The organism is Photobacterium sp. WH24, from assembly GCF_019204055.1.
GTDB classification, from domain to species: domain Bacteria; phylum Pseudomonadota; class Gammaproteobacteria; order Enterobacterales; family Vibrionaceae; genus Photobacterium; species Photobacterium arenosum.
Window position 1 is genome coordinate 1 of record NZ_JAGSOZ010000015.1, and the last position, 12,875, is coordinate 12,875.

The following is a 12,875-nucleotide window of genomic DNA, read 5'->3' on the forward strand; positions in this document are numbered from 1 at the left end:
AACCGACATTAACTTAATCGTTCCATGCAGGAATAATTTTCAAAGCAGCTTCACTTTAATTGCATCTTTCTAATTCAGCACATTGGCGCTGTCTCAGCTTCACGTTATTCTAGTGAATGTGTTGAATATCCTCAGGGACAGCGAATGTCTTCATCTCAATATATCTTTGATACCAGTTTGCCACATTGTCAGTGGTGGCTAGCCATTACTTCGCCACAAATTTGCTACAGCAGAGACTTGTATGACTATCACATTCCAGGCATGAGAAAAACAGATGATGATCTGGAAGCGTGGGGACGGAGTATTACCGACTCCTGGGGAATTGAAAACCGCCGTGATTGGCATCAGGTTATTCATCAACTCGCGATGGCAGAAGTTCATGGCAAAATTTGGATGAGTGAGTTCAGTCGTCGCGCCTGTATGACCAGCAGTGGTTGGGAACAACGCATCGCTGATGCGGACGATGAAGTGGCACAAGGGGAAATGCGTTTTCTGGACGTTGTTTACCGCCATGTGGGTCAGGTTGGTTTTAAAGCTTGGGACTATTGCAGGGGCTCCTTTCTAACCCGAGTCGGTTACGTCCTCGGTATGGTGACGCAAGAAGAGTTTGCTTTCTTGTTGAATTACTTTAGCCAGCAGATTCAGAAGCAATTTTCGGGTTGGGAACAATATCAGCATAGTTTTATTTTCGGGCGAAGCTATTGGGAATATATTAATGAGCAAGATGATGATCAGGTTAATATCCCGTATTTGCTCAACAGTGGGTTCAGTATTGGCTATAGTCAGTTTTTTAACCTTATTGAGAATGACCCTGATATTCCCATTCCCGCATTAAACTGGCATACGGAACTGCCGGATATCCGTATACCTGAAACACTCAGATCATTGTTGAATGAAGAGGAAGAGGGATAATCATGGGTATCTGGGATGTTTTGGAAATAGAAATAACCACCGACGAAGCTGCCATTAAAAAAGCTTACCGCCGGAAGTTACGTCAGCATCATCCTGAAGATGATCCGGCAGGGTTTCAACGAGTCCGGGAAGCGTATGAAAGAGCGCTTGCTACGTTGAATGAAGCCGACGGGTCTGCGACTGCCCCGATTCTGGACGATGCTGAACAAATTGTACCCTTGTCTGTTAGAGTTGTGAGCGATGGACTGGCCGAAGTTGTGAGTCAGTTTGCCGAGTCTTTGAATCAGCTGATTTCCAATCCCTGTTGCCGATTCAAACAGGAGCAATGGCAAAGCTGGATTGAGCCGATGCATCTGTTGCCGATCACACAACAACAAGCGGTATCGGATACAGCCGCAGAATTGATTATGTCTAATCCTTGGTTGCCGGGCGAAGTCATTGAAATACTCTGGCAGGGACTGGGCTGGCCGCTTTTGCTTACAGGGACAGAGCGGCAGCGTGAAGTTGGAGAAAATCTCGACGCTTGGCGTCAGCAGAGCACCTCAGTGGAACTTGCCGATTTGGATCGGTTATCCGGCGCTGAGCAACGCGCGGCCCTCAGTTTTTTGCGCCCGTTTGATCTTGCTTTGGGGTACGGTGATACCGAGGCGTTAGGTCAGATTTTGCGCCAACCGACTACTACGTTATTTCTTTCCTCAGTGAAGTTTCGGATCAGACTGTTGAAAGCCTGTCAGGCTTGTCATTTTTATCCGGCATCTGTGATTGGCTTACTCGTGAAACGACTGGTAGACGAATCGGCTGAATCTCTGACGATCAGACATTGGGAAGTCATCGGCGAAGTCGGCTTGAAGTTCGATGATCATCCGGTGATCCATCAGGTATCTGAAGGTTTTATGGCGCTGAATGCATTTGGCGAAGTTGCAGAGGTTCAATATCAGCAGGCGCTGAAAAACAATCCATTGCTGGCGATGTGTTACGCTTTCCTTCGTCAGCAATGGAAACCGTTACCCCCGGTATTCTGGCGTGCTGAGCGCAGGTTGCTCCCTGCACCTGAATTAGGTGAAGCGCATCGCATGTTCGATTGGTTATATGGCCAACTGATTGAGCTTGATCAGCCAACATTCAACCATCGTCTTGATTTTCTGGGGCTGGATGGTCTCGAGGCCTTGTTGGTCAAAGCTTTCTGGGCCGGGCGGTTCGGTAGCTGGGCGTGGGTGGAAACCATTAGACAGCAGTTAAAAGCGACCAAGACTGATTTCGGTGAAAGCTTTGCGGTTACTCTGACGCTCATTTGGCTTGAAGAACAACTGGCAAGTCAGACAGCTTGCGTGTCATTGCAGAAGAAACTGGCACTGTACGAAACGGATGCTTTCTTTGAAGTCGCTTCGTTGACTGAGGAAGAGATGCAGTCTCAGGATAAATCACAGTGGCTGCAGTGTATGGCGCGGCATCCTCTGGTTCCGGACAGCTGGTTCCATCAGCTTATTGAGCGGGAAATTCTGACGAAGCAAGATCTGTGGGATGTCTCGGTATTTCCTGCTTATGCCGACTCGCTGAGTTTTTTCCGGTGCGTGAACCCTGAATTCCGACTCTCAAGCTGTTGGCTGGATGCCCCATTCGATGGCATATTTGATTGGGCACTGTTTTTCTTTTCTCATATGTCACCTGTAGGAGTGCAGCGGCAGAAGATTCTGGATACGCTTCCGGTTTTGCCATCCTCGCAGGCTGATGGGCCCTTTACTAAACTGATCCCCTTCGCTTTACAGCCGGATGTCTACTTACCGGATGCACTACAGTCCTTAAATGTGTATCCGGAGCAGTTTGTATTTCGCTCTATTGTGGATGCACAAGTCACATTGCTTACTCGCACCTGCGATCAGACACAATTAATTACGCTTGCGAAAAACGGGGATGTTGCGGCCTGTTGCGCGCTTTCCCGGCTTCTGGAACATGATCACTTTGATGAAGCGATTGTTTACTGGAATCTGACTGCTGCAGCTTTGGGCAGGCATCCTCATTTTCTGGATGTGATCGTCTGGCAGCAGCAGTCTCTGACTCGTCTCAGAGAAGAAAAGGGCTTGAAACAGGAGAGTTATCGTGTGACAAATCCCACATTCATTCATGCCATGCTGACCAGGGACAAAGACTGGTTTATGTCACCTGCGGAAATGGCTGAGTTTTCGCCGGCCGATGAAGCTAAAAATTTCCACTATCCGATGTATCACTTGCTGACGCAACTGCATTTAGGTTTGGGTGATAAAGGCTATGATCTGTCAGCATTGGAGATGTTCACTCATCGTCGAGCGCTGCAAACGGATTTGCAACGCGAGACCACGGATGTTGCGATTGCGCATTTAGAAGTCATGTACCAGCATAGGTTGGAGCAGGATATTCAGCATAAAGGAAAAAAAGCGGCAACATTCAGCAAAACAAACTTACAGTGGATGCTGGTTGTTTTTTGTACTGCCTGGTTGTTTTCCTTCCCGTCTACATTTGGTCAGATTGGCAAGCAGGATATTTTTCAGCTCAGTGCTTCGGCGAAAGAGTTTGCCAAGATCTTCTTTATTCCACTTTTCATTTATCTTGTATGGAAAATATCGTCTCAGATCATTGAAAGAGATAATAAATATAAGTTTGTTCTCTATTCAGGATTTATGCTGTGGATAGCTCAGATATCACAATCTTTGTTTTGTGCCATAGTGACGATGGTGACTCTTTTTTCGACTACACGGGGTCTGACTGATCTCTTGGCTACTGGCGGTTGGGAGAAAAAAGCGGTTAAGTCACGCAGAGTGAACCTGCGTCAAGTTTTGGGATTTAAAGATAAAAAGCAATAAGGCAGCTGGAAAGAGACCGAAAGGTCTCTTTCTGTACAACAATTTCTGCCAGGAGTTATTACGGGAGCATCGCACCATTCAGCGTTGGTTTTTTCAGCAGAAAAGAGATTCATTAAAAAAATCTTCGTTAGATCACTATAAATCAATTGAATAACAACAGTACTTCCAGTATTTTTTGACAGATTTTTGACGGTGCTATTTCGGCTTTCATTTCGGGCTGAGGTGTAATCAGTATCGAATAGCCATTATTTCACTTGAAAAATATTCTGTATGCTGAAGGTTGTATTTGTGCAGACGACTTGTGCAACCATGATAAAAATTCGATGGGGAAATAATGAAAACGATGATGAAACATTTGAAAGGGATTTTAGTTTTTGGCTTCGCAGTCTTGCTCACTGCCTGTTCAGTAACACCTCAGCCAACTGTTGCGTTGGATGAGAATCTTTTGTCAAAAGACATGAAAATTGGTGTGGTTTATGTGCAGCCTGCAGATAAGGCAACGACCCATATTTGGGGGGCTAATTGCTTGCTTTGCTATGGTGTTGCCGCAGCATTAACCAGTGAGCTGGATACTCATTTAGAGAGTTCTTTAACGAATGAAGAGCTGGATAATATCAAAGAGTTGGTTTTGTCTGAGTACGCAACGCGTGCCAGTCAGGTAAAGCTGGTTGATCTGGGTATGGATATCCGCGATTTGAAAGATTCGAATAAAGGACTTGGCTTTGCTTCAAAAGATTTTACTGGTTTGAAAGAGAAAATGGATCTGGATTTACTGGTCGTATTACAAATCTTCCAGCATGGTGCATACCGGGGTTTCAGTAATTACATCCCAAACACGGATCCACAGGGATATGTGAATGGGATGCTGTATGCAGTTGATTTAAATACAAATGCATATGTTCAGTATCTAGTTATTGATGAAAAAGTGCAGCCAACCGGTGAGTGGGATGAACCATCAACTTTCCCTAGTGTGACTACATCCTATTACCAAGCGGTTGAGAATGTGAAACACAATATCAAACAAGCCATTTAAGTGTTTCAGGTTAATAAATGAGATTCTGGAAGTTTCTGCTGATGTCAGCTTCGTTGTCTCTGGTGGGGTGTGGAAGCACCCCGTATCAGGATGATTATGCAAGACACATCAATAATCTACCGAATGGTACTATTTCGGATTCGGTGTTTCAGTTTAGTTTTGAAGATGCCACACTGGTTGATATGCGGGGGAGTTACCTGCCTGACGACTCGGTGGATCCAACACAGATCATGTATCACGGTGGTGCTGGGGTTATTGGTCTGCTGGCACAAGTTGGCACTTACTCTACTCTAATCCAGTCGCAAAGAACTGAAAAGCTGGTCCAGGAGCAGGAAAAGGCAAACGAGAAAATTTTGCCGTTGATTGAGGTGACGAAAGATATACCTTTAGCAAATCTTGTTGGCGAATATGATTCGCATCATTCTCAGGCCGAGACGCAAAATGCTCAAACAATCAGAGTTAAACCTATCTTTTTCAGTAACCGAGAAATGAACAATTTGTCTCTGAAATCGATTGTCTGGTTGCCAAATGAAGGTCACACCGATGTCAGGTATAAGAATCTGATTCAGGTGTACGGACCGCATTTAGATGAATCACAACGGGAGAGTGTTTTAAACGGTGATCAGGCGCAGTTGGTTGATGTTTTATCTTCAATGTTAAAAGGAACGATATACATCATCAAAAATGAACTGACAGGAAAATATACCTCCGCCAAAACGAACCAAGAGACATTTCTGATCAAAAATGAGACAGGCGTGAAAGCAATTCGTGGTACCGTAGTAGAGGAAAAGTGTGGATATCAAATTATCAAAGATATTCGCTCTTGGTATATCGCATACCCCAAACCGGAAACAACAATGAAGAACTTTTCAACACAATGTTAAAATCAATTGGGAGTATGATTCATATTCCCAATTTTTAAATTTTATTCTTATTTCAGTATTTTACTGAAAGCCCCACATCTTCAGTTGCTGTTCGACCTTTTTCCGCATGTCGTTGATACTATGTTCATCCTGACTTTGCAGCGTCTGAGTAAAGTTTAGAATCAGTTGTTCAACCATCTGTCTTTCATGCCCCAGTTTTTCTTCATAAAGTCGGTTGAGTTTTTCAGACAGAGCGATATTCGGTAGTTTATCCCGTGGATGTGTCTTGAGTTTCGCCAGGCGCTCACGACTGGCTTGTTTATTGTCTTCACTCATACCGGTTGGCGTCCGGTCAATTACCTTCTGAATTTTCTGGTTTGTCGACAGAACTGTGACATCGACCTCCAGCATGCCGTTGATATCGTAGCTGAAACGAACATCGATTGCTTCAGCACCCGCTTGATTCAACGGTACATCAATTTCGAATTCGCTAATGAAAATATTCTCTCGTGCCCAGAAACGCTCGCCTTGATAAACAGCAATGCGGACTTTTTCCTGTTGGTTGTAAGATGTGCTGAAGCGCTCAACGCGCGAGACGGGAATGACTGTGTTTCGCTCTATTATTGGGCTGAAAACATCAATTTGGCCGTCCCGATTGGCAGCAATCCCCAGACTGAAAGGGCTGACATCGGTAAGCACGATCTCTTCAACTGCTTCATCCCGCAGTCTGCAGGCAGCCTGCGTTGCAGCCCCCATCGCAACGACCAAATCAGGATCGAGGGTGTTCTGACCAAAGCGGCCGATCAAGCGCGTCGCCAATTGCTGCACCTGACGTAAACGCGTTGCTCCGCCAACGAAAATCAATTCATCAATTTCATCTGTGCTGAGGCGTGCATCGCTTAGCGCACGGCGTAAAGGCTGCGACAATTTCAACAAGGCTGATTTCCAGACTTCTTCTAATTGGAATGGTGTTAGTGTGAAATTTCTGTTGAATGGCTCAGGCAGCGAGATTGTCAATTCTGATTCATTTCGTTTTTTGGCTTCTTCACAGGCACTGATAATCTTTGCTGATTCACTCAGGTCAAGATCACGCTCACTGACCTGAAGCTGAGCAAGAACATAGTCTGCAAGCAGCCGAGTAAAGTCTTCACCGCCCAACTGGTTATCCCCGGCTGAAGCGCGAACATCGACAAAACCATCCTGATGTTCTACGACAGTGACATCAAAGGTTCCGCCACCCAGATCAAAGACAAGGAAACGCCGCTCGTGGGTTTCATGGAGGCTATAGGCGAGACATGCTGCTGTTGGCTCGTTAATCAGTCTGACGGCGATAAGCTCGGCCAGTTCTGCCGCCTGATGGACCTGTTTACGTTGCTGATCGCTGAAATAAGCAGGAACCGAAATCACGACTTCTCGGACACGTTCATCCAGATAGGTTTCCGCATCATCTTTTAGAGAGCGCAGAATCAAAGCACACAGTTCAGTTGGCGTATAGTTGGACTCACCCAACTGGTAAGTTTTCTCTGTACCCAGAAATCGTTTAAAAGCGGCAACGGTTTCCTGCGGACGCGTTATCAGTCTTGACCGGGCTGCATCGCCAACCAATAGCTGTCCTGTATCATCAATACTAACAACCGATGGGGTGAGATAGCTGCCAAGCGCATTCGGGATGAGCTCAGGTTTGCTATCACGCCACACGGCAATTGCGCTGTTTGTGGTTCCTAAATCAATGCCGATCGCCAGATGATTGTTCTTATTCACATTTATACCTATTGCAAACCAACCGGAGCCAGCAGGATAACAAGAGATAGGTCTCCCGCCAATGTGTTGATTTCGGAGATGTGAAGCTTTGAGGCGACCCGTTTCAGCCCGGCTCAGTAGCCGGGGCTTGTGTTGCACTGAGGTTGATATCGACAGATTTCCACATAGTCAGTAATAGGACATTGAGCGAGTTGTATATGATGTGTGTCACATATAATTAGGTTAAATACCTGTCAGGCATAGAGTTTCAACTTTCTTTGATTTCAGATAACTCTTCCCCGGATTCCCTGCTGCAAAATACGTGCTTTGTTGCTTATTTTGGCAGGGACATCACGTGAAACTTGGAAATATATCAATAAAAATAAAGCTGCAACTGCTGGTGGCAATAGCCGCCGGGATTATTGTATCTGTCTGTATTTATAATCTGGCGCAGCAGCGCAGCGCTTCATTCAGCGAGCGTGAAGATAAGCTGCGCGCACAAGTTGAAACCGCGCAAAGTATCATTCAGTTTTTTGCCGCTCAGACGGCAGATTTAGGTGCAGAGCAGGCGAAAAATATGGCACTGCAGGCCATTGAGCAGCTCAGGTATGATGGTGATAACTATTTCTGGATTACCAACCCAAGGCAACAAGTCATTATCCACCCGTTAAAGCCGGAATTGGACGGCGCTGATGCTTCTGCGATCCGCGATGGTTCTGGCAAGTATCACTGGCGTGAAATGGCGAGTATCGCGTCGGCAACAGGCCAGGGGTTTCTGGATTATACCTGGCGGGCACCGGATGGTCGGCTGCACGAAAAAATATCTTATGTGATGTATTTTCCTGAGTGGGACTGGATAGTCGGCTCGGGCGTACTGGTGTCGGATATAGACGATGTCTTCTACAGTGATCTGGCGAAGGCATCGGTTTTTGCTGCCGCTGCGGTGATCATTCTGGCATTGTTCGGGTACTTGCTGGCACACGATATTGTCACACCGCTCACTGCGCTGGTCGAAAAAGTTCATGTGATTGCAGACGGTGATCTGAAAGTCAGGCTGAATAAAAAGCGTAAGGATGAAATTGGTGAAATGGGGCGGGAAGTCGACCGCATGCTGGATAAACTGCAGGCGGCACTCAAAGTGGCCAGTCAGTCTGCGGAGCAATCACGTGAAATGGCTGGCCGAATTGCCAGTGCCAGTGAAGAGACGGCAACCAGCGTCGAATCTCAGCACGTACAGCTTGAGCAACTGTCGGCGGCGATGAATGAAATGTCGGCAACCATTAACGATGTCGCCCAAAATGCAGAAAGTACCTCCGAGGCCACTGTTCACGTTGCTGAGCAGGCTTCGCAAAGTAGTGTCAGTATGAAAGCCACCAGCGATAATATTCAGTCGGTGGCTGAAAACATCACCCAGGCAGACAGCTTCGTCAATGAGCTGTTACAGGGGGTAAAGGATATTCATGCTGTGGTGAACGTGATTCAGGATGTCTCGGAGCAGACCAATCTGCTGGCATTGAATGCCGCCATTGAAGCGGCCAGAGCCGGTGAGATGGGACGCGGATTTGCCGTGGTTGCCGATGAAGTCAGAAATCTTGCCAGTCGCACTCAGCAGTCGACATCAGAGGTCAAGGCCAGTATCGACAGACTGACCAGTATTGCTGAGCAATCGAGCAAAACCATGCAATCGAGTCATTTTCAGGCGGCAAGCTGTGTCGATGTTGCGCTGGAAACGCGGATCACCTTTGAAAATATGGTGTCAGACTTGAACCAAACCACTGACAGAGTGGTGCTGATAGCGGCCGCGGCGGAACAACAAGGCATAGTCGCCAATGAAATGAATGAAAATGTCAGCAGCATTCACCTGTCTGCTAACGTGATGAAAGAATCATCCATGAACCTTGCTCAGGAAAGTCAGGCAATGGCGCAAGTCTCTGAATTACTTAACCAGCACCTGGCCTATTTTAAGGTGTAGTGTTTACTTGATGATAATAAACAGCAGGGAGTTTGCTCCCTGCTTGATTCGTTAGCCATTCAGTGAAAGATCAGCGGATAAGCGTGCCTGTCTGTCGCTTTGCTGCTGCATTTTCTCTATGAAAACCGCTGGAGGAATGGGTTTATCGTAGAAATAGCCCTGGAAAAACTGAATGTTGCGCAGCTTGAGATAGGCTTCCTGTGTCGCGTTTTCCACCCCTTCTGCAACGACATCTATGTTCAGTCTGTTGGCCAGATCAACCACGTTATCTACGATATGGCTCGGCATGTCTACGGAACCAATCAGGTGGGTAAAGCTCTTATCGATTTTAATAATGTCGATGTTGAACTGGTTGATATACGCCAGCGATGAATGACCGGTGCCGAAATCATCCAGCGCAATTTGAACCCCCAGGTTATGCAGCTTCTCAAACAGGAGGGCAGCATTCCCTGTATCTTCAATGAACTCCCGCTCTGTCAGTTCAGCGACCAGTTTTACCTTTCCTTCCGGAAAGGCAGACATGAAACTCAGGCAGTCATTATAGAAAAGCAGATCATTACACTGGCCTGGGCTGATATTAATGGCCAGGTGAAAGCCGTCGGGCAGATAGTGTTGATTCTGAAGTAAATAAGATTTCACGCTGGTCAGCATCTGAGTCGTCATGATTGTAATCAGGCCGGTGTCCTCTGCTAGAGGGATAAATAAGTCTGGCATGATGAACCCCTGGTTCGGGTGGTGCCAACGCATTAATATTTCCGCACCGCAAATCCTGCCTTGATGGTTCACTATAGGTTGCAGGTAAGGCAGAAACTCATTGTCTTCTACGGCCCGCCGTAATTCCTCTTGGGGTGAGCGCGGGCGCTTGAGCTGGCGGTAGCCATTGATGCTGATGATAATGGCAATGATGATGCACAGATATATGGGAATGTATAAATGCGACAGCATGTAATCCAGATACATTTGCTGGCTTATCCGAGATGAAATGGTGAACTCATCATCCCGGGAATTCAGGGCGATTAATGTGCCGTTTTTTGTCTCAGAGTAAAAAGTGTTGTATGTCACTCTCTGCTGGTTATTTAACGTAACTGTTAACGGAATTTTCTGTCCAATAGTCTTGAGTGTTTTTTTTATATAATGGACATCAATACTTGCGATTGCATACCTGTCACCAGCTTTTGAGCTGAGAAAAAGAATGTTTTCATTTGGATTGAAATAATTATGCGTGGCCAGAAACAGCCGGTTGTCGATTGAGATGTGGGTGTTAGCATTCTTTTTCAATGTCCTGCTGAACAGTGATGAACAGTAAACGTAATCATCTTTGACTAAGTTAATGGTGCGAATATTAGGGCTGAGCACGGAAATGCGCTTTAGCTCTTCCGCGGTTGCAGGGGTACAGGCGGCACCGAGCAATGGAGTAGCCTTATTAACAGCAATATGGGCTTCATCCATGGTGTTTTGCAGAAGCGCACTCGCAATGTTGGCTTTTTCGTTTACAAGGCTTTCCAGACTCCCCCTGGCATGCAGGTAAATACCGCCCAAGCCGAAAGCTAAGACGCTGAGTCCCAGTAATACTGCCAGCAGAAAATGTTTATACCGAATGGCAAAACGAATAATGAACCAGCTTTTACAGGTTAAAGTCATGTGAATACTAATAAAGGAGAAGTAAGCATGGTTACTCCGTGATTGTTATGTTTTTTGCACTTATTATGACTTTCATTAATACGGCAGCGCGAATGCTACAGTATTCTGGTTGTATTTTAAACACTGGTCACATTTTTTATTGTATCGGTTGTTGATATACATCAATGAACAGGGTGCTTTTACAGTTGAACCTTTCGGGTGCAGCGAAGTACGGTCAGACTTTTTCAGCGGAAATCTGCTGTTGCGCCAATGCAAACTGACACTGATTTTTGCCGTTTTTCTTCGCGCAGTACATGGCCTGGTCAGCATGTTTCAGCAGAGATTCGCGGGTCGTGCCGTGTGACGGATACATTGACACGCCTATACTGACGCCGAGATGGAGTGGGTTATCTGTCAGCATGAAAGGACGGCTGAACATGGTGAGTATTTTGTCTGCCAGCATTGTGGTTGTATCCGTCGATGCGATATTTTCCAGTATCAGTATAAATTCATCGCCACCAATTCTGGCCACTGTATCGGTTTCTCTCAGTGAGTTTACCAGTCTGATCGATACGGCTTTCAGCAGTTTGTCTCCGGCATCATGCCCGAAGGTATCATTCACGTCTTTAAATCCGTCCAGGTCGACAAACATTAAAGCCATATTGGTATTGCTGCGTTGGCAACGCAGGATGGCACTGTCAATTTTTTCCTGAGCGTAGCGAAGGGTGGGCAGATTGGTCAGCGCATCGTGATTGGCCATGTGTCTCAGCCTTGCTTCAGTCTGGCTGTGTTTTTTGATCTCATCCTGCAATCGGGTTATCCAGAATCCAAGCACAAGAATGATCACCAGTGAGACTGCAGACCAGCGATAAATATCTGTGAAATTATGACGTTCTGTAATAGTGAACTGTGTCCATTTTCGGGAAATCTCTCGGTGTTCTTCAGGGGTAATAGATTGCACTGCCATGTTCAGTAACCTTAGCAACTCGGGCTTATCCAGCCTGACCCCGACAGCAACAGGCAGCGAAAAGTCGAGCTTGGCAATGATCTTTTTACGAAAGACATCTTCTTTCAGTTCATCTATCAGTGAATCTAACGGGGCAACAAAGGCGTACACTTCCCCGGCATTTAACAGGTGCATGGCTTGCAAAGGGGTGGCGGCATAGACTTGCTGAATCTCTGGGTGGGTGTGTTGCAATCTGGTCATTACAGCGGTGTGTTTTGGCCCGGCAATGGATTGTCCGGCCAGTTCATCCAACGAGGTCAGCATGGGTTTATCAGCCTTGGCAACCAGCACGTTGTGAATCTGATAGTAAGGTGAGGTAAACGACAGGTATTTTTCCCGCTCCGGGGTTTGGCTGATAGCCGGAATAAAATCGCAGTGGCCGAGTTGCAGGGCGGTTAAGGACTCACTCCAACTGCTCGTGAAATAGGGATGAAAAGTGACGCCCAGATAACGCTCAATAAGGTGCAGATAATCGGCAAAAATGCCTTTGTGCTGCTCTTGCTCCTGGTAATCGTACGGACGCCAGGCAGGATTGAAGCAATAGGACACTCTCTGTGAAATCAGTTCAGTTGCCCATGGTTCGTGATCTGCTAAAGGTTGTCTCAATGGATCCTGATGAGAGGCACACGTGATTACCGGTGCAAATCCTGCCAACAATATAAAAAGCTTGAGAAACTGATTTCTCATTGCTCCTCCCTGAGAACTGCAATCCATACCACTGTTTTAGAGAAAATGAATGTAACGATTTGTTTGATTTTTGACCAAGCTCCCACAAGTCTAATTCAGTAAAAAAAATAAGCAGGTCGAAATGACAAAAATTTAATCTTCTGCACAAAGTTTGATTCTTAACGCTTATTGATTAACAGGTAAATTCAGAGAGATCATCGCATTA

8 protein-coding genes are annotated in these 12,875 nt (G+C 46.1%); 5 read left to right on the top strand and 3 right to left on the bottom strand.

Annotated features, from left to right (window positions below):
* Window positions 1-144 precede the first annotated feature (144 nt).
* The 4 genes from KCG43_RS16570 to KCG43_RS16585 all read left to right on the top strand — a co-directional run bounded on the left by KCG43_RS16570 (window position 145) and on the right by KCG43_RS16585 (window position 5,666).
* Window positions 145-912, top strand: coding sequence for a DUF1266 domain-containing protein (locus KCG43_RS16570; RefSeq protein WP_218386335.1), 768 nt, complete (start codon window positions 145-147; stop codon window positions 910-912).
* Window positions 913-914: 2 nt separating this feature from the next.
* Complete coding sequence (locus KCG43_RS16575) at window positions 915-3,749, top strand: J domain-containing protein (protein WP_218386338.1); 2,835 nt, start codon at window positions 915-917, stop codon at window positions 3,747-3,749.
* A gap of 334 nt (window positions 3,750-4,083) precedes the next feature.
* Window positions 4,084-4,782 (top strand): hypothetical protein, encoded by a 699-nt coding sequence (locus KCG43_RS16580; protein ID WP_218386339.1) that lies wholly within the window; start codon window positions 4,084-4,086, stop codon window positions 4,780-4,782.
* 17 nt (window positions 4,783-4,799) lie between these two features.
* Window positions 4,800-5,666, top strand: a complete 867-nt coding sequence (locus KCG43_RS16585) for a hypothetical protein (protein WP_218386340.1) — start codon at window positions 4,800-4,802, stop codon at window positions 5,664-5,666.
* 60 nt (window positions 5,667-5,726) lie between these two features.
* Here the strand turns inward: KCG43_RS16585 and KCG43_RS16590 are convergent, their stop codons facing one another.
* Entirely contained in the window at window positions 5,727-7,406 is a 1,680-nt protein-coding gene (locus tag KCG43_RS16590; RefSeq protein WP_218386341.1) for an Hsp70 family protein, read from the bottom strand.
* Window positions 7,407-7,740: 334 nt separating this feature from the next.
* Between KCG43_RS16590 and KCG43_RS16595 the strand changes: the two genes are divergently transcribed.
* Window positions 7,741-9,357 carry a methyl-accepting chemotaxis protein gene (locus KCG43_RS16595; protein ID WP_218386343.1) on the top strand — a complete coding sequence of 539 codons (1,617 nt, stop codon included), beginning with the start codon at window positions 7,741-7,743 and terminating at the stop codon, window positions 9,355-9,357.
* A gap of 51 nt (window positions 9,358-9,408) precedes the next feature.
* Here KCG43_RS16595 and KCG43_RS16600 read toward each other — a convergent pair whose 3' ends face one another.
* Window positions 9,409-10,998, bottom strand: a complete 1,590-nt coding sequence (locus tag KCG43_RS16600) for a cyclic diguanylate phosphodiesterase (RefSeq protein ID WP_218386346.1) — start codon at window positions 10,996-10,998, stop codon at window positions 9,409-9,411.
* Window positions 10,999-11,212: 214 nt separating this feature from the next.
* The gene (locus tag KCG43_RS16605; protein ID WP_218386349.1) at window positions 11,213-12,670 is read right to left on the bottom strand and encodes a diguanylate cyclase domain-containing protein; all 1,458 of its coding nucleotides are present in this window, start codon (window positions 12,668-12,670) and stop codon (window positions 11,213-11,215) included.
* Window positions 12,671-12,875: the final 205 nt, after the last annotated feature.